Below are 16709 nucleotides of genomic sequence, written 5' to 3'. Positions count from 1 at the left end.
AAACGCTACGTCTGCCGCGAAATTCATCCCATCCTCATCAAGATCCAACAAGGCCACGAAACCCTCCAAAACGCCGCTTGACAACCATAGGAGCATCGAAATCCCCTGGATCTCGGGCTCAACCGCCGGTGCGGCCTCCTCAACGGGGGGTGCCGCCGTCGTAATTTCTTCAGTCATCGTCAATCCTTCTTGAGGGTGACCACCGGCAGGTACGCCGTGCGGGTGGTGCCGTCGATCTGTTCGTAGTCCAGGCCATGCCAGGCGTCGCGGTCAAAGGCCGCGCCTTCCTGGAGGGCGTGCGAGAGGAGTGCGCGGATGGAGTTGATGTGCTGTTCCTCCGGCGGGAGCTGTCCCCAGGCCTCGGCCAGGGTGGACGCGCCGGCCACGGCGGCCCGGATGGCCTCGGGACGGGCCTTGCCTGTCCTCGGCGAGCGCACGCGGTCGGAGTCGCTGAAGGCGATGGGGTCGGCCAGCTTGGGCGGGACGGCGAACTCGTCCGGGTCGTAGAGCTTGACCATGGCCAGCGATTCGAACCCGGCGTTGAACAGCTCCGGACCGCGGACCAGGCCAGGCCGTTCGCGTTCATACGGCAGGGTCCTGATGGCCTGCTCGGCTTCGCGCAGGACCTTCCGGAGGCGGACGGACTGGCGGAAGTCGTCGCTCTGGACGTAGGTGTTCAGGCTTTCGCTGAGCTTGCCGTAGATCCGCTGGATCTGGCTGTGCTGGTGGCGGAGCTCGGCCACCAGGTTCTTGAGCGTCTCGCGGTCCTCCGGGGAAAGGTCGTCGGCGAACTGCCGGCTGAGGACCTCACCGATGGCCGACCGGAACCGGAGCTGCTGCTGCGGGTCTTCCAGGAATGCGGTGAAGGAGCGGAAGGTCCTGCCTTCGGGGCTCTGCCGCAGCCGCTTGTCCGCGTCGAGCACCTGCGCCATGGTGGCGCCTTTGCTCAGCGACTCCTCGATGATCTGGTTGCGCAGCTCGCCCACCAGTTCCTCGATGCGGTCGCGCATCTTTTTGTAGTCGGCGGGCAGGCTGGCGGCGAGGTCCAGGATGTTCCCGGCGGCTTCCACCGCTTCGTCGTCGTCCAGCAGGCCGTCAAAGTCGCCGGAGCTGATGTCCTGGATCAGCTGCTGCCGTTCCCCGATCTCGTCCTCAAGGGATTCCAGCCGGGCACTCTGGTCCGGATTGGTCTCATTGGCCAGCTTCTCCACGTCGCCGAGGAGGGTACCCAGCCGCGAACCGTTCAGTGTGGAACGCTCGCTGGAAAGGCTGTCCAGGAAGGCAAGCACGCGGGCGGCCGGCTCGGTCACCTCGTAAACGATCTGCCCCGACTGGTTGCGGCGGGTCAGGAAATGCTTGCGTGTCCACTCGTCCGCATAGTTCCTGCCGGACGACGTGCCGATGGCGGCACCACCCGGCCCGGGCTCCTGGCGCCGGAGCTGTTCAAGGAAGGAGTCGACGTCGGCGTGGAACTCCTCGAGCGGAAGCTGCGGACGCGTGCGGGTAAAGGATGCCTGCAGCACCGCGATCACCCAGGGCGCCGAGCGCGTCAGGGCCCAGGCGGGTCCCTTTGTGAGGAGTTCGAGGTCCCGGAGCCGGGCACTGATCGCGTCAGCGGATGACCTGGCGGAGCGGGGCACGCACTCTCCTTCAGCTGCTGGGGGATGGTTGGGCAGCGCGGATCGCGAAAGCTGCCAACTACAAGGTTAACGCAGGCCCCGCGACCGAATAATCGTTGTACCTTGCTGGCCGCGGGAGCACACTGTTTAGATCACCTGAGAGGAGTTTGTCATGCGTGAAAAAGCTGCACTGATCACCGGCCTGGCGGCTGCGGCTGTCATTCTGGGTGGCGCGACAGTGGCGGTCGCCGCGAGCACCGGGACCAGCGGAGATCAGCCCTTGAGCAAGATCGGGGTCAACGTCGACCGGTCAGTGCCGGTGTCCACCGTCCCGGGGCCTGAGCGGGACGACGATTCCAATCTGGCACCACTTAACACTGCGGACCATGACCAGGCCGCGAACGCCGCATTGGCCAGGGTGGGCCAGGGCAGTGTCATCGAGGTGGAACGGGAAAATGACGGGAACGTCGCGTACGAGGTTGAAGTCAGGCTGGACAACGGTTCCCAGGTTGAGGTGGGGCTCGGCGCCGACTTCGCGGTCCTGAACCAGGCCGCCCCGGAGTTCGACGACGACTGAAGGCAAGCGCGGACAGTGACTTCCGCGACCGCTCCGTGACCTACGTCCCGGTAGCATTGCGATCCCGCATCAACCCGCCGTGACGGCGGGGCAGGTCTGGCTGGGACGCCTCAGCACCCCCTACGCTCATGCTACTGATCTCAACCGAAGCAACGGCGCAGCAGGGGGAACAATGCAGTTCGACTTAAGTGCAGTGGAGACGGCCACCATGGTGTTCATCGGAACCCTGGTGTTTGGCCTGGTCCTGGTGGCCTTCGTCCTGACAGCGGGCTTCCTGGCCCTGGTCATGGTTGGGGTAGGCAAGTTCGCCTGGTTCCTCGCCTCCACGACGCTGCTGACGGTGGTCCACGGGATCAACAGCGGCTGGGACAGGCTGGTCCACCACGCCTCCACCGGATCCCCGGGGGACTTCCAGGGCCAGCCATCCCCTAGCACTGGAAGCTACCCGCGGGTAATGTTGAGAGACAGCTGAAGGGTTCTCCAACCCGGCGGATCCATGGCTTGAACCGGCCATCCCGGTCAGAGGAGATACCCCATGAGCTTCGCCACTGACAGTCCCGCCACGAACCCACCTGCCACCGAAGTTCCTGCCACGGATGCCCCGGACGCCGAAGTCCCCGTCGCCGCGGCCAATATTGGGCCCGAAGCCACCGCGGCGGACGCCCGGGCACTTGCTGAAGCCTCCCGCGAACTCGACTGGGACCGGCCCAGCTTCGCCAAGGGACTCTACCTGGGGAATTTCGACCTCAGCCTCATCCACCCCTGGCCGAAAGCGAACGCCGATGACGTGGTACGCGGTGAGGCCTTCATGGAGCGCCTCACCGCGTACGCCCGCACCATGTCCGGGCGCGTGATCGAACGCGAGGCCCGGATCCCGGACGAGTACCTCCAGGGCCTGGCGGGCCTGGGCGTCTTTGGCATGAAAATCCCGCAGGAGTACGGCGGGCTCGGCCTGTCCCTGGTCTACTACGGCCGGGCCCTGGCGCTGCTCGGCAGTGTCCACCCGAGCATTGGCGCCCTGATCTCCGCGCACCAGTCCATCGGCGTCCCCGAGCCCGTGAAGGTCTTTGGCACGCCGGACCAGAAACGCGAGTACCTGCCGCGCTGCGCCGCCGGCGCCATCACGGCTTTCCTCCTGACGGAACCGGACGTGGGCAGCGATCCCGCCCGGATGGGCAGCACCGCCGTTCCCACGGACGACGGCGGGAGTTACGTCCTGGACGGCGTGAAACTCTGGACCACCAACGGTGTGATCGCCGAGCTGGTGGTGGTGATGGCCGTGGTGCCGGCCCACACCGATAAGGACGGCACCGAACATAAGGGCGGCATCAGCGCCTTTGTGGTGGAAATGGACTCCCCCGGCATCACCGTGGAGAACCGCAACACGTTTATGGGGCTGCGTGGGATCGAAAACGGTGTCACCCGCTTCCACCAGGTGCGGGTGCCTGCGGCAAACAGGCTGGGCCGCGAGGGCCAGGGCCTGAAGATCGCCCTCACCACTCTGAACACGGGCCGGCTTTCCCTGCCGGCGTTGTGCGTCGCGTCCGGCCGCTGGAGCCTGAAGATCGCCCGGGAATGGTCCAACGCCCGCACCCAGTGGGGTCAGCCGGTGGGCAAGCACGAGGCCGTGGGCAAGAAGATCGCCTTTATCGCCGCATCGGCCTTCGCCCTGGACGCCGTCTTCGAACTGTCCGCGGAACTCGCCGACGCCGGGCAGAAGGACGTGCGGATCGAGGCTGCCCTGGCCAAGCTGTGGTCCTCCGAGATCAGCTACCGGATCGCCGACGAACTGGTCCAGATCCGCGGCGGCCGTGGCTTCGAGACGGCGGAGTCCTTGGAAGCCCGCGGAGAACGCGCGGTTCCGGCCGAGCAGCAGCTGCGCGACCTCCGGATCAACCGGATCTTCGAGGGCTCCTCGGAGATCATGAAACTCCTCATCGCCCGGGAAGCCGTGGACGCCCACCTGGCCGCCGCGGGCGACCTTGCGTCCGTGGACGCGAGCCTCCAGGACAAAGCGAGGGCCGCCGTCGGGGCTTCAGGTTTTTATGCCCGCTGGCTGCCCAAACTGGTGGCCGGCGCCGGAATGGACCCCCGGTCCTACAGCGACTTCGGCAGGCTGGCCAAGCAACTGCGCTTTGTGGAACGGTCCTCGCGCCGGCTGGCCCGCCAGACGTTCTACGGCATGGGGCGCTGGCAGGCGAAGCTGGAGTACAAGCAGGCGTTCCTGGGCCGGGTGGTGGATATCGGCGCCGAGCTGTTCGCCATGGCCGCCTGCTGTTCCCGGGCAGAGATGATCCTTCGCACCACGCCCGAACGTGCCGCCAGTGCCTACGAACTTGCAGAGGCATATTGCGAGCAGGCCCGCGTCCGCATTGACGAGTACTTTGACCAGCTGTGGCGGAACACGGACGACGTCGACCACATCCTTTCGCGCAAGGTCCTGGCCGGGGATTACACCTGGCTTGAGGCGGGCGTACTGGATCCGTCGGAGGGCACCGGCCCGTGGATCGCCGATGCCACGCCGGGGGCGTCCACCAAGGAGAACCTGCACCGGAAGTACCGCTAGCAACTCATAAGCATCCTTGTTATCGCTGGTCACCAGTGGTTGAGTTGACCCATGAGCAACCAAACGGACCCAGAGGACAGGCTTCCGCCGACGACGCGGAACGCGAATCTACGGAATGAAACTGCTCGTGATCAATCCTTCGCCAGTGGCGAGCCCACGCGAGCCTTCGAACAGACGCCAGAGTCCTATGCCGAGCCGGGATATGCCCGGGCAGCCCCAGCGCCGATGGCCGACGCTTCGGTGCTGGATCCACGCCTGACGGATCCGCGCCTGACCGACCAGCAGACGGCCGTAGCCAGGGAGAAGGAGCAGTTCGGCGGCATCAAAGTGGGCTCGGCCTTTTTCGGCTGGCTCGCTGCCACCGGCATGGCCGTCCTGCTCACAGCCTTTGTGGCCGCAGCCGGAACCGCGGTAGGCCTGGCGAACAACACCGACGTGAACGAGGCCGTCAACCAGGTGACGACCAACGGCGCCGTCGGGCTGGTGGGCATCATTGTCCTGCTGGTGGTCCTGTTCGTCTCCTACTACTCCGGCGGCTACGTTGCCGGCCGGATGGCCCGGTTCAACGGCGCCCGGCAGGGTTTTATGGTGTGGATCTGGGCGCTTATTGCCGCGGTGGTGATTGCTCTGCTGGGCATCATCGCCGGCCAGCAGTTCAACGTCCTGGCCAACCTGAACAGCTTCCCCCGGATCCCCATCAACGAAGGCGAACTGACGCTCACCAGCATCATTGCCGCCGTTGTGGTGGCCCTGGTCGCGCTGGTGGGTGCCGTGCTCGGCGGCCTGGCGGGCATGCACTTCCACCGCAAGGTGGACCGGGCAGGCTTCACGCCGGACGAAACGTACAACGGGGGCTAGGCGAGCATCACGGCGTCGACGTAGTACCAGCGGCGGTTCTCGCGGACAAAACGGCTGGTTTCGTGGTGGACTCCGCGTTCGCCGTCGTGCCGGAAGTGGGCCTTGAACTCCACGGTCCCCTCAGTATCCAGCGGGCCGCCGCGGCTCGTGGACAGGATGTCCAAGCGGCGCCACTCCATGGCAGGATCCAGCTCCAGATCCGAAGGTGCGGTGTCCGGATACCAGGTTTTCCGGAGATATTCGGCGTTCCGCAGGACAAACGCACTGTAGCGGGAGCGCATCAGCTGCTCCGCCGTGGCGGCTTCGGCCCCGCCATTATGGAACCGTCCGCAGCAGTCCGCGTAGGCCTCGCCGGACAGGCAAACGCACGGGCCGGCGTTGATCGGATTCTCGGGCATGGTGCTCCTGTCGCGGTTGTCCGGACCGCTTTCCGGCGGCATCGTGGGTCCCTTCCGACTATAGGCCGCAGCCGGTGTTGTCATATCCGGTAACAGCTTCGAAACAACCTCGGACGAACCCCGCCCGGGAGCGGCAGGACCGAAAAATAGTCCGTAAGGTGGAGGAGGGCTGTTGCCCGTGGTGATGAGTGCCGGGACGGACTCCGCCGCCGGCAGAGAGGAGAGATGACGTGGGAGATTCAACGACGATCGCTCTCAACCTGACTTTTTTCGGCACGCTCGGCCTGGCGCTCCTGATGTTCCTGGGCCTGTTCCTGCTGGTGGTCATCACCTTGCTGCTTGCCGGCGCCGGGCGGCTGTTTGTGCTGACCGTAATGGCCCTCTTTGGGCGGCTCCCCAAACACGAAACCCTCCCCCTGGTCCGCCTGACCGGGGAGTCCGTGCCGCCGTCGGGCGCCCTCGACGGAACGCACGACGACGGCGCTGCCGCCCCGTCTGCCGGCCAGCCGGCCCGCGCCGGGGTGCTGCGGGCAGCATTGGTGGCACGGGCCGGCGCCCTACGGACGACAACCGGCGCAGCCCTGTCCACGATGTTTGCCCACAGCGCGGCCGCCGTGGCCGCAGTGAGCGCGCCGCGCAGCTGGCGCAAAGCCCTTCAAGACGCCCGCACCTTCCTGAAACCCTCCGAACTCCGGCCCCGCTTCCACCATGCAGTGGAGCATCACCCGCTGCTCACCGCGGCCCGCAAGGAACCCCCGGTGCTCGCCGAGGACTGGGCTGCCGCGGTGGCCGAAGCGGATGCCCGGGCCATGGCGCGCGCCCGGGCGGCCGCCCCCGAAATCAAGATCTCGGTCCGCGATCTTCCCGGTCCCTCCGTTCCCGCGGCGAAGGTGGAAGCGGTGGCTCCGTTGGTGGAGTCAGCGCTGCACCAGGACAACCCTGCGCGGGACAACTCCAACCGCGACCCCAGCCGTGAGAGCGCCGGCCTTGGAGCCGCCCGCTCCTTCACGAAGCCGCCCACCCCCGCGCCCCTGTCCCTGCTGGACACCGGATCGCTGGTGTCGTTGTCCGGCCACGCGAACGTCCTCAAGGCCAAGCTGCCTGCCGACCGGAGCTGAGGACCGTGCGGTTCCCGGGCCGTCACAAACCGTCGCTGCCCCGGCCCGCGTTACCCCGTGCTACGAAAAGCGAAGCACTGTGGCATCTTCCTGCGGGCTGGCCCCGAATTTGTGTAGCGTCGTGACGATCCACAGCAATCCGCGTGGGAAATCGATTGTGAGGAGCCGGGGATGAGCCTCAGCGAACTTCGTGGGTTCGGGCAGTCCGGCACGCCCATCAGCCCGCTCACACTGGGCACCATGAACTTTGGCGAAGGGTCGGGCGGCGCAGCCGGCGGCCTCCAGGCAGGCGGCGCCCCCACCGGCGCGGATGAAAGCATCCGCATCATCCAGACCGGATCGATCTGTACCAGGCGCACCGGCCGGACTACAACACCGACGTGCTCGAGACCATCACCGCCCTGAACGACCTCATCCGGCAGGGAAAGATCCTCTACTACGGCACCTCGGTGTTCACCCCGGCGCAACTCGTGGAGGCCCAGTGGCTGGCCACCACCAACCACCTGATCCCGCCCGTAGCCAACCAGGTCCCCTATTCGATGCTGGTCCGCGGCAACGAACGCGATGTCCTGCCCATTGCGCAGCAGTACGGCCTGGGTGTACTCGCCTACGGTCCGCTGGCCGGGGGCTGGTTGTCCGGCGAGTTCGTCCTCGATGCCGGCAAACCGCCAACCCGAGTCCATTCACTTCCGGGACGCTCCGACATTTCCGGGCCGTCCAGCGAGCGGAAGCTGCTGGCTGCGGACGCGCTGGCCCGGCTGGCCGACAAGCTGGAAATCTCGCTCGTGGAACTGTCCATCGGGTTCGCGCTGAACCACCCGCCGTCAGCAGTGTGATCATCGGCCCGCGCACCGAGGACCATCTCAAGGCCTATCTCAAGGCCGCGGACACCCTCCTGGGGGAGTCCGTGCTGGACGCGATCGACGAACTGGTGCCGCCTGGGACCAACTTCGTGGAGCGCGACGCCGGGGCGATAGTGCCGTCCCTGGAGTACGCGGAACTCCGCCGCCGCTGATCGCGGGGGCGGCCGCAACGCCGTCGTGCGTTTGCGGAAAGCCCTTTCCCTCAATAACTATCTCCGCTAGCGTGGAAACCATGGAATTCAGATACCTCGGAAACAGCGGCCTCAAAGTCTCGGAAATCACGTTCGGCAACTGGCTGACGCACGGCTCACAGGTGGAGAACGACGTCGCCACCCAGTGCGTGCGGGCCGCGCTCGACGCCGGCATCAGCACCTTTGACACGGCGGACGTCTACGCCAACACAGCAGCGGAAACAGTCCTCGGCGAGGCACTGAAGGGCGAACGCCGGGAGTCCCTGGAGATCTTCACCAAGGTCTTCGGCCCCACCGGCCCCAAGGGCAAAAACGATCTGGGCCTGTCCCGCAAGCACATCATGGAGTCGATCAACGGCTCGCTCAGCCGGCTCCAGACGGACTACGTGGACCTCTACCAGGCCCACCGGTACGACTTCGAAACGCCGTTGGAAGAGACCATGCAGGCGTTCGCGGACATTGTCCGCCAAGGCAAGGCGCTGTACATCGGCGTCAGCGAGTGGACCGCGGAGCAGCTCCGCGAGGGCCATGCCCTGTCCAGGCAACTGGGTTTCCAGCTGATCTCCAACCAGCCGCAGTACTCCATGCTGTGGCGCGTCATCGAGGCCGAGGTTGTGCCGGCGTCGGAGGAGCTGGGCGTGTCCCAGATCGTCTGGTCCCCCATGGCGCAGGGTGTGCTGAGCGGAAAGTACCTGCCCGGCCAGCCTGCGCCCGAAGGCAGCCGCGCCACGGATGACAAGGGCGGCGCCAGGATGATCCAGCGCTGGATGCGTGACGACGTCCTCGCCGGTGTCCAGGACCTCAAGCCGATCGCCGCGGAAGCCGGGCTCACCATGCCCCAACTCGCGGTTGCCTGGGTGCTGCAGAACCCGAACGTTGCCTCCGCCATCGTCGGGGCGTCGCGCCCTGAGCAGCTCGCAGACACCGTGGCCGCTGCGGGTGTGACGCTGGAGCCTGAGGTCCTGAAGAAGATCGACGACGCCATCGGCTCACTCGCGGAACGCGATCCGGCGCAGACCAAGTCCCCCGCCACCCGGGAAGCCTAGGAGCAGCCCTCGAAGTCCGTGAGCACCTTGACCTTGTCCGCCGAGGCCGAGCTGGGGTCGAACGTGTAGCCGATCCATTCTCGGGCCAGCCTGCTGGCCAGTTCCACTCCCACAACGCGCTGCCCCATGGCGAGGACCTGGCAGTCATTGGACAGTACGGACCGCTCCACGGACAACGAATCATGGGCCGTCGTGGCGCGGATTCCGTCCACCTTGTTGGCGGCAATCGCCACACCGATTCCTGTCCCGCAGAACAGAATGGCACGGTCGGCACGCCCGTCGCGGATCAGCTCTCCCGCCGCAATACCAACGTACGGGTAGGGCCTGACGAAGTCCGCCGGGGCGTCGCTCCGGTTGACCCCGATGTCGATGATTTCGCTGATCCTCGGGTCGTCCTGCAGGTCGGCCAGGATGCGGTTTTTGTAGTCGACGCCGGCCTCATCGGCGCCCAAGACCAGACGCAGTCCCGGGGTTGCTGGAGTGGGGGTTGCTGGAGTGGGGGTTGCTGGGTCCATGGTCATGAAAGTGCCCTTGCGGTCTGGTTGGATGTGATACGTGATTGACTGGAGCCGGGCTGGCCCGAACCTGCCAGGAAGGGCCCCATGACCGTGAAAATCATGGCGAGGGACGTGGCTCCGGGGTCCGGCGTGCCCAGGCTCTTCTCCGCCAGTGGCCGCGCCCGTCCCTTCAGTGGGCGGAGTGCGGCCGTGGCCTCGGCCGCCGCCACAGCGTCAAGGGCCGCGGAGGCCCAGGCCTGACGCGGTTCTGCACCCTCCTGCACCAGCCGGGTGAAGGCTTCCGTGAACGGCAGGAGCGCATCCACCATTGTCTTGTCGCCCGGTCCGGCCTTCCCCAGGTCAGTGATTCTGGCAGCGAAGGCGCTCATTCCGGCCGCCAGTTCCTCGGCGCCAGGGACCCTGTGGTCCCCCAAGGATTCGCCCAACGCCCGCAGCCCCGCACCCCATAGAACTCCGGAGGTGCCGCCGGCCTTGTCTGCCCAGGCGTCACCGGCGGCGACCAGGACCGAGCCCGCCCCGGCACCTCGGGTACCGGCCGCGGCGCCTGCTGTGGCGGCGGCGTCGATCCCGCGGACCATTCCGCGGCCGTGGTCACCGTCGCCGGCCACGGCATCGAGGTCCCCCAGCCGCGACTCGGCCGCATGCAGCGATTGGCGGGCGGCTTCGAGCGCCGCAACGCACTGGACGGCGTAGGTGCGGGAGTCGGCGTCGGCCTCGAATGGCGCATCGGCCGTCCCGGCGTCGGACGTTTCCTCGCCGGAGGCGTCCCCTGACTGAACGGCGGTAGTTCCTCGGCGGTACGCAGGGGTTTCCGCGGGCGCCGTCCAGAGCGGTTCCAGCTCCGCATCCAGCCAGGTGATGGTGAGGGAGACGCCGGACATGTCGAGGCTGGTGACGAGCTCGCCCACCTCGGGCTTCACCCGCGTGTAGCCGGCGTCCCGCAGGAGCGGGGCCACGGTCAGCCAGAGGACAAAGAGCTCCTCGTGCTTGGTGGACCCCAGCCCATTGAGGATCACCGCGAGCCGGTCGCCGGCGCCGGGCGGGGTTTCGGCCAGCAGCCGGGCCACAAATTCCTGGCCGAGTTCACTTGGCGGACGGCAAATCGGTGTCGAACAGGCCGGGTTCGCCGTGGATTCCCAGGCCGAGGCCCATCTGCTTGTCCGGGAGCGTAAACAGCGGGGCGTCGGCGCCGGGAAACGTGCAGCCGTGGAAAGCGCTGCCGATGGTCCTCGTCAGGCTGTTGGCCTTCCGGCCCAGGCGGACGACGTCGGCCAGGTCAGCGCCCGCCTCAGCTGCAGCGCCCATGATCTTGAAGACCGTGAAGTCACCGGCGATGCCGCGGCGTTTGTCGGATTCCGACGGCGGTGCGCTGGCGATGTCGTCGGTGACCAGGACGTTCTCGACCTGGATCCCTTCGGCGGCGAGGCGTTCGCTGGCCATGCCGAAGTTCATCACGTCCCCGGAGTAGTTGCCGTAGGTGAAGATGACGCCGGCGCCCGAATCCGCGGACTTGGCCACGGCGTAGGCCTGCTGCGCCGAAGGCGACGTGAAGATGTTGCCCACCACGGCGCCGTCGGCCAGTCCGGTGCCGATCAGCCCGGCGAACGCCGGGTAGTGTCCGGAACCGCCGCCGGCGAGGACCGCCACTTTGGGCTTGGCGGGGCGGTGGCGCCGCACGGCGCCGCCGGGGACCTGACGCACCAGCCCGGAATGGATGTCGCAGAATCCGGCCAGGGCCTCTTCTGCGAATTCGGAGGGATTGTTGAAAATCTTGGTCATGGTGGGCTCTCTGACGTGGACTTAGTCTTCTGGGTGGAGCGCTGTTAGTGGATGTGGCTTCCGCCGTTGATGTCGATGGTGGTTCCGGTGAGGTACGCGGATTCCTCGGAGGACAGGAACGTGATGACGGCCGCGATCTCTTCGGTCGTGGCGTTCCGCCCCAGGGGGATGCCGGCGTTGATGGCGGCTTCCTGCTCGTCGGTGCTGCCCACCCGGATGTTGGTATCCACGGCGCCGGGCGTGATGGCGTTCACGGTGACGCCGGTGGCGCCAATTTCGCGGGCCAGCGCCTTGGTCAGGCCCAGGATCGCGGCCTTCGCGGCGGAGTAGGGGACCTTGCCGAACACGCCGCCGCCGCGCTGGGCGGAGACCGAGGACATGTTGACGATCCTGCCCCAGCCGTTCTCGATCATGTCCGGCAGGAACGCCTTGGTCACCAGGTAGGTGCCGGTGGCGTTGACGTCCATCACCTTGTGCCAGAGCTCCAGCGTGGTCTCCAGGAACGGGACCGGGGAGGTGATGCCGGCGATGTTGGCGAGGGCTCCGACCGGGGGCAGGATGCCGGCAATGATCTCCGCCTTGACCGCCGCGTAGGCGGTGTTGACGGAGCTTTCGTTGGCGACGTCGATCTCGTGGCCGAAGGCAGGCACGTTGAACTCATTGCCGATGTCTGCGGCGACTTTTGCGGACTTCTCGCCGTCCAGGTCCAGGATAACCACCGCCCAGCCCTGGCTGGCGTAGCGGCGGGCGGTGGTGATGCCGATGCCGCGGTCCGAGGTTGCCCCGGTGAGGACGGCGGTGCGCTGGATGGTGGTGGTCATGATGCTCCTTGGATGGTGTGTTGTGTCAGATGAGGTCGGTGATGTAGCTGGCAGCCTTGGCGGCGGCCGCGGGGCGTTCGTCGTGCGTGACGTCGCTGGTTTCGAGCTCGAGGGAGAAGTGGCCGGTGTAGCCACTCGCCGCGAGGCCGCTGAGCCCGGCGGCGAAGTCTGCCTGGCCGTTGCCGATGCTGAGGTTGATGTTGCCGGGCACGGCATCGCGGAGGTGGACGTGGGAGATCCGGCCCTCGTGGCGGGAGAGGTACTCCAGCGGATCTTCGCCGGCGGCGACAATATGGCTGAAGTCCATAACAATTCCGACGCCGGTATCCGCCAGCCGCCCGGCCAGCAGTTCCGCGCGTTCCAGGTTCCAGCAGAACCTCAGGAAGTGCAGGGATTCGGTCCAGAGCTCGACACCGAACTCCGCCGCCCGCTGTCCGGCATGGACCAGGTGGGCGGCAATTTGGTCCAGGTCCTCGTCGACGCTCCGAACCGGTTCGTGGCTCAGCGCCCCGCACGGAAGGACCAGCGCCTTCGCCCCGGTGTTGGCGGCGAGCGTGAGCAGCGCCTCGAGGTGCCGTTCGCGGGAAACCTGCTGGCCGTCGTCGAGCACTGCGTTGAGATCGCCGATATCTCCGTTGACGGAACGGACGCGCAGGCCGGAGGCTGCAACTTCCGCCGTCACCGCAGTAACGGCAGCTGCATCCAGGTCGTACGGCACGTGGTCGCATACTCCCGGGAGGGCGCCGAGATCGATTTCGTCGAAGCCCAGGCCGCTGATAGTCCGCAGAGCGGCCGGCAGGTCTTGGTGCCTGAAGCTGATGGAAGAGCAGCCGAGTCGGGAATTGAACATCGTCGTTGATCCTCTGAACGAGTGGGTGGTGATGTGAATCACTGTAGATGATTTCATTGTTGACAGTCAACCTCAAACATTGACTGTTGACATTGATGCATGATGTGGGTCACACTGGCATATCATTTGTTAACAGTCGACAGCGACGGTGCGGAAGCGTTCCTCGCTCTTCGAAAGGGATTCAGCAATGAGCAATGAGGCTCTCAAAATGCGCGGCCACGTGCATGGCACAAAGGACGCAAAGCGCGTCGCAATCGGGTCCGGCGTTGGCGCCGTTATCGAGACGTATGACTTCATCGGCTTCGGCACCGCGGCTGCACTGTACTTCGGCACGGCGTTCTTCCCCACCGGCGATCCGGTGACGGGCACGCTGGCAGCCTTCGCCACCCTCGGCGTCGGCTTCGCCGCCCGCCCCATCGGCGGCATCATCGGCGGGCACCTCGGCGACAAGGTGGGCCGCAAGCCGGTTCTGGTGGCCTCCCTGATCCTGATGGGTGTGGCCACGTTCATCATCGGCCTCCTGCCCACCTACGGCCAGGTGGGCTTACTCGCTCCCGCGCTGCTGGTCTTCGTCCGCATCGTCCAGGGCCTTGCTTTCGGTGCCGAATGGGGCGGCGCCATCCTGATGAGCTACGAGCACGCGCCCTGGAAGTCCAAGGGCAAGTACACCGGCATCGTGCAGGCTGGCTTCCCCGTTGGCCTCCTGCTCGCCAACCTCGTGTTCCTGGTCAGCGTGAACCTCGGCGGCGAACTCGCCTGGCGTGTTCCATTCCTGGCCAGCATCGTCCTGGTTGTGGTGGGCCTGATCATCCGCGCCAAGGTCCCCGAATCTCCGGTCTTTGACGAGGTCAAGGACAGTGGCGCGATCGTGAAGTCCCCGATCATCGAGGTCATCAAGACTGACTGGCGCAGCATCGTCAAGGGCATTGGCCTCCGCATCGCCGAGACCGCCGGCTACGCCGTCTCCATCACCTACATGATTTCCTACCTCCACACCCAGCAGCTCGCTGACAAGACCGAAACTCTCGTCGCCCTCTGCATCGCTTCCTTCATCGGCATCTTCGCCACCATGGCCTGGGCACGGCTTACGGACAGGATCGGCCGCCGGCCACTCTACATCTGGTCCACAGCCTTCGCACTGTTGTTCGGCGTCCCGATGTTCCTCCTGGTCAACACCGGAATGTTCATCGCCATCATCGCCACCGTCGCCATCTCCTACGCCGTTTGCCAGAACTCCCTCGCCGGCGCCCAGGGCGCCTGGTTCCCCGAGCTCTTCCAGGCCAAGACCCGCGCCTCCGGCGCCTCACTGGCCTACCAGATCTCCGCCATGGTCTCTGGATTCACCCCCTTCGTCACCACACTCCTGTTCGTTTCCCTGGGCTGGATGGGCCCCGCCCTCCTCTTCAGCTTCTACGCGGCCATCGGCCTGTGGGCCGCCTTGGTCACCCGGGAGACCTGGGGCAAGCGCGAGCGGCAGCTCGCGGATGAGGCCACCAAAAGCACGCCCCAGTCGGTGAGCGTCTGATGACCGTGACTCACGAACTGCACTCACACGAACTCCCCCAGAAGGAACGCATGATCCAGGAAACGGCTGCGGAACGCCTCGAGCGCGTCGGCGCCGCGGCGTACCGGATCCGGCATCACGCTTTGAACATGGGCGAGGTGCAGGGCCAAGGCTACGTGGGCCAGGCCCTCGGCGCGGCAGACATGCTGGCCACCGTGTACTCCGACCAGCTCCGTTTCCGCGCCGAGGACCCCGAATGGGAGGCCCGGGACCGGTTCCTGCTCTCCACCGGGCACTATGCAATCGGACACTACGCGGCCCTCGCCGAAGCCGGCACCATCCCCGTGACCGAACTCGAAACGTACGGCTCGGACGATTCCCGCCTGCCGATGTCCGGGATGTCCACCTACACCCCCGGCATGGAAATCTCCGGCGGATCCCTGGGCCACGGCCTCCCCATCGCCGTCGGCATGGCCCTGGGCCTGCGCTACCAAGGCTCTTCGGCCAGGATCTATAACTTCCTCTCCGACGGCGAACTCGACGAAGGCTCCACCTGGGAAGCGGCCATGGGCGCCCACCACCACCAGCTCGGCAACCTCACCGCCATGGTGGACATCAACGCCCTCCAGGCCGACGGCAAAACCGACAACGTCCTCCGCACCGAACCCGTCACCGAGAAGTGGGAAGCATTCGGCTGGTACACCCAGCGCATCGACGGCAACAACATCGCCGCGCTGCTCGCAGCGTTCGACAACGCAGCCGCCCAGGCCGCCGCCGTCGGACGTCCCTCCGTGATCCTTTGCGACACGAAGGTGGGCCGCGGCGTCCCGCTGCTGGAGGAGCGCGAAAAGGCGCACTTCATGCGCATCGAAGAACACGAATGGAAGACGTGCCGCGAACAGCTGACCGCCGGCTACGAAGGAAAGGACGCCCTATGAGCGCCGCAGCTGTTTCCACGGGACCCGCACCGAAATTGAAGACGTCGGCAATGATCGCGTCCTTCGCCGACCCCGGCCAGAAAACTGCCTCCGCACCGTTCGGGCATGCGCTCGTCAAAGCCGCGCAGGAGAACGACAAGATTGTCGGCCTCACGGCGGACCTCGGCAAATACACCGACATGCACATCTTCGCCCAGGCGTACCCCGAACGGTTCTTCCAGATGGGCATGGCCGAACAGCTCCTCTTCGGCGCCGCCGCAGGCATGGCCGAAACCGGGCTCATCCCGTTCGCCTCCACCTACTCCGTGTTCGCCGCACGCCGCGCCTACGACTTCCTCTGCCTCGACAGCGCCGAACCCAACCTGAATGTCAACATCGTCGGCGGGCTCCCGGGCCTTACCACCGGCTACGGACCCAGCCATCAGGCCACCGAGGACATGGCCATCTTCCGCGGCATGCCCAACCTAACCATCGTGGACCCCTGCGACTCGATCGACATCGAACAGGCCGTCCCCCAACTCGCCACCAGCGACGGACCCACCTACCTGCGCCTGCTCCGCGGCAACGTGCCCACGGTCCTGGACGAATACGACTACACCTTCGAGCTCGGCAAAGCCAAGGTTTTGCGCGGCGGCAACGACGTTGTCTTCATCTCCTCCGGGCTGATGACCATGCGCGCCCTGCAGGCAGCGAAAGCCCTCGCGGCACACAACGTGGACGTCGCCGTCGTCCACACACCCACCATCAAACCGTTCGACGCCGCCACCGTCCTGGCCGAAATCAACACCGACCGCCTCGCCGTGACGCTGGAAAACCACAGCGTGATCGGAGGCCTCTTCGAAACGGTTGCGTCCGCCATCGTCACCGCCGGACTTGGCAAACGCGTGGTGCCGGTGGCGCTGCCGGACCAGTTCCTCGACGCCGGCGCGCTCCCGACGCTCCACGACCGCTACGGACTCACGGTCCAGAAGATCGTGGCAAAAGTGCTCGCCGAGCTGAAGTAGAAGCGTTTCGCCGGAAGCGCGGGGCCGCACCAGCTGGCGCCGCGCTTCTGGCGTACCAT

Annotated in this window: 17 protein-coding genes and 1 pseudogene; 12 read left to right on the top strand and 6 right to left on the bottom strand. The window is 66.3% G+C overall.

Going from position 1 to position 16709, the window contains the following annotated elements:
* Positions 1–179: 179 nt before the first annotated feature.
* On the bottom strand, positions 180–1640 hold the full coding sequence (locus ACX80M_RS14275; protein ID WP_252599584.1) for a DUF3375 family protein: 1461 nt from the start codon (positions 1638–1640) through the stop codon (positions 180–182).
* 151 nt (positions 1641–1791) lie between these two features.
* On the opposite strand from ACX80M_RS14275, the gene ACX80M_RS14270 reads away from it, so the two are divergent.
* The 4 genes from ACX80M_RS14270 (at position 1792) to ACX80M_RS14255 (ending at position 5620) form a co-directional block, all read left to right on the top strand.
* Entirely contained in the window at positions 1792–2196 is a 405-nt protein-coding gene (locus ACX80M_RS14270; protein WP_252599585.1) for a PepSY domain-containing protein, read from the top strand.
* 172 nt (positions 2197–2368) lie between these two features.
* Positions 2369–2668, top strand: a complete 300-nt coding sequence (locus ACX80M_RS14265) for a hypothetical protein (RefSeq protein ID WP_252599586.1) — start codon at positions 2369–2371, stop codon at positions 2666–2668.
* 63 nt (positions 2669–2731) lie between these two features.
* The gene (locus tag ACX80M_RS14260; protein WP_252599587.1) at positions 2732–4762 is read left to right on the top strand and encodes an acyl-CoA dehydrogenase family protein; all 2031 of its coding nucleotides are present in this window, start codon (positions 2732–2734) and stop codon (positions 4760–4762) included.
* Positions 4763–4813: 51 nt separating this feature from the next.
* Positions 4814–5620, top strand: a complete 807-nt coding sequence (locus ACX80M_RS14255; RefSeq protein ID WP_252611148.1) for a M48 family metalloprotease — start codon at positions 4814–4816, stop codon at positions 5618–5620.
* On the opposite strand, the gene ACX80M_RS14250 is transcribed toward ACX80M_RS14255, so the two are convergent.
* On the bottom strand, positions 5617–6018 hold the full coding sequence (locus ACX80M_RS14250) for a YchJ family protein (RefSeq protein ID WP_252599589.1): 402 nt from the start codon (positions 6016–6018) through the stop codon (positions 5617–5619). The genes ACX80M_RS14255 and ACX80M_RS14250 overlap by 4 nt on opposite strands.
* A 230-nt stretch (positions 6019–6248) precedes the next feature.
* On the opposite strand from ACX80M_RS14250, the gene ACX80M_RS14245 reads away from it, so the two are divergent.
* From ACX80M_RS14245 to ACX80M_RS14225, 5 genes are all read left to right on the top strand, one after another.
* Positions 6249–7136 (top strand): hypothetical protein, encoded by an 888-nt coding sequence (locus tag ACX80M_RS14245; protein WP_459309879.1) that lies wholly within the window; start codon positions 6249–6251, stop codon positions 7134–7136.
* A gap of 171 nt (positions 7137–7307) precedes the next feature.
* The gene (locus ACX80M_RS14240; protein WP_459309878.1) at positions 7308–7541 is read left to right on the top strand and encodes a hypothetical protein; all 234 of its coding nucleotides are present in this window, start codon (positions 7308–7310) and stop codon (positions 7539–7541) included.
* Entirely contained in the window at positions 7517–7972 is a 456-nt protein-coding gene (locus ACX80M_RS14235; protein WP_459309877.1) for an aldo/keto reductase, read from the top strand. The genes ACX80M_RS14240 and ACX80M_RS14235 overlap by 25 nt, the downstream gene beginning before the upstream one ends.
* The gene (locus tag ACX80M_RS14230) at positions 7969–8151 is read left to right on the top strand and encodes a hypothetical protein (RefSeq protein ID WP_459309876.1); all 183 of its coding nucleotides are present in this window, start codon (positions 7969–7971) and stop codon (positions 8149–8151) included. The genes ACX80M_RS14235 and ACX80M_RS14230 overlap by 4 nt, the downstream gene beginning before the upstream one ends.
* 80 nt (positions 8152–8231) lie before the next feature.
* Entirely contained in the window at positions 8232–9236 is a 1005-nt protein-coding gene (locus ACX80M_RS14225) for an aldo/keto reductase family protein (RefSeq protein ID WP_252599592.1), read from the top strand.
* On the opposite strand, the gene ACX80M_RS14220 is transcribed toward ACX80M_RS14225, so the two are convergent.
* The 4 genes and pseudogenes from ACX80M_RS14220 to ACX80M_RS14205 all read right to left on the bottom strand — a co-directional run bounded on the left by ACX80M_RS14220 (position 9233) and on the right by ACX80M_RS14205 (position 13204).
* A complete protein-coding gene (locus ACX80M_RS14220; RefSeq protein ID WP_459309875.1) occupies positions 9233–9757 on the bottom strand; it encodes an RpiB/LacA/LacB family sugar-phosphate isomerase in 525 nt (174 codons plus the stop codon). The genes ACX80M_RS14225 and ACX80M_RS14220 overlap by 4 nt on opposite strands.
* Positions 9754–11533, bottom strand: a pseudogene (locus ACX80M_RS14215) (dihydroxyacetone kinase family protein). The gene ACX80M_RS14220 and the pseudogene ACX80M_RS14215 overlap by 4 nt, the downstream one beginning before the upstream one ends.
* A gap of 44 nt (positions 11534–11577) precedes the next feature.
* Positions 11578–12354 carry an SDR family NAD(P)-dependent oxidoreductase gene (locus ACX80M_RS14210; RefSeq protein WP_252611143.1) on the bottom strand — a complete coding sequence of 259 codons (777 nt, stop codon included), beginning with the start codon at positions 12352–12354 and terminating at the stop codon, positions 11578–11580.
* 25 nt (positions 12355–12379) lie between these two features.
* The gene (locus tag ACX80M_RS14205; RefSeq protein WP_252611141.1) at positions 12380–13204 is read right to left on the bottom strand and encodes a sugar phosphate isomerase/epimerase family protein; all 825 of its coding nucleotides are present in this window, start codon (positions 13202–13204) and stop codon (positions 12380–12382) included.
* 187 nt (positions 13205–13391) lie between these two features.
* On the opposite strand from ACX80M_RS14205, the gene ACX80M_RS14200 reads away from it, so the two are divergent.
* The 3 genes from ACX80M_RS14200 to ACX80M_RS14190 are packed head-to-tail and all read left to right on the top strand — an operon-like array spanning position 13392 to position 16650.
* Complete coding sequence (locus ACX80M_RS14200) at positions 13392–14729, top strand: MFS transporter (RefSeq protein ID WP_252611139.1); 1338 nt, start codon at positions 13392–13394, stop codon at positions 14727–14729.
* Between the two features lie 50 nt (positions 14730–14779).
* On the top strand, positions 14780–15646 hold the full coding sequence (locus ACX80M_RS14195) for a transketolase (RefSeq protein ID WP_252611163.1): 867 nt from the start codon (positions 14780–14782) through the stop codon (positions 15644–15646).
* Positions 15643–16650: a transketolase family protein gene (locus tag ACX80M_RS14190; protein WP_459309874.1), complete on the top strand. Its 1008-nt coding sequence runs from the start codon at positions 15643–15645 to the stop codon at positions 16648–16650. Before ACX80M_RS14195 ends, ACX80M_RS14190 begins: the two co-directional genes overlap by 4 nt.
* The last annotated feature ends 59 nt before the right edge of the window (positions 16651–16709 follow it).

It is taken from the genome of Pseudarthrobacter sp. MDT1-22 (assembly GCF_054511035.1).
Note: the sequence above shows the minus strand (reverse complement) of the source record. Positions and strands in the feature narration are given on the sequence as shown.

Excerpts from the sequence above, each read along its gene's own strand:
- ACX80M_RS14255 (WP_252611148.1), top strand. The coding sequence starts at position 4,814 with ATGAGCAACCAAACGGACCCAGAGGACAGGCTTCCGCCGACGACGCGG.
- ACX80M_RS14195 (WP_252611163.1), top strand. The coding sequence starts at position 14,780 with ATGATCCAGGAAACGGCTGCGGAACGCCTCGAGCGCGTCGGCGCCGCG.
- ACX80M_RS14210 (WP_252611143.1), bottom strand. The coding sequence starts at position 12,354 with ATGACCACCACCATCCAGCGCACCGCCGTCCTCACCGGGGCAACCTCG.
- ACX80M_RS14265 (WP_252599586.1), top strand. The coding sequence starts at position 2,369 with ATGCAGTTCGACTTAAGTGCAGTGGAGACGGCCACCATGGTGTTCATC.
- ACX80M_RS14220 (WP_459309875.1), bottom strand. The coding sequence starts at position 9,757 with ATGACCATGGACCCAGCAACCCCCACTCCAGCAACCCCCACTCCAGCA.
- ACX80M_RS14225 (WP_252599592.1), top strand. The coding sequence starts at position 8,232 with ATGGAATTCAGATACCTCGGAAACAGCGGCCTCAAAGTCTCGGAAATC.
- ACX80M_RS14190 (WP_459309874.1), top strand. The coding sequence starts at position 15,643 with ATGAGCGCCGCAGCTGTTTCCACGGGACCCGCACCGAAATTGAAGACG.
- ACX80M_RS14200 (WP_252611139.1), top strand. The coding sequence starts at position 13,392 with ATGAGCAATGAGGCTCTCAAAATGCGCGGCCACGTGCATGGCACAAAG.
- ACX80M_RS14260 (WP_252599587.1), top strand. The coding sequence starts at position 2,732 with ATGAGCTTCGCCACTGACAGTCCCGCCACGAACCCACCTGCCACCGAA.
- ACX80M_RS14270 (WP_252599585.1), top strand. The coding sequence starts at position 1,792 with ATGCGTGAAAAAGCTGCACTGATCACCGGCCTGGCGGCTGCGGCTGTC.
- ACX80M_RS14240 (WP_459309878.1), top strand. The coding sequence starts at position 7,308 with ATGAGCCTCAGCGAACTTCGTGGGTTCGGGCAGTCCGGCACGCCCATC.
- ACX80M_RS14205 (WP_252611141.1), bottom strand. The coding sequence starts at position 13,204 with ATGTTCAATTCCCGACTCGGCTGCTCTTCCATCAGCTTCAGGCACCAA.
- ACX80M_RS14250 (WP_252599589.1), bottom strand. The coding sequence starts at position 6,018 with ATGCCCGAGAATCCGATCAACGCCGGCCCGTGCGTTTGCCTGTCCGGC.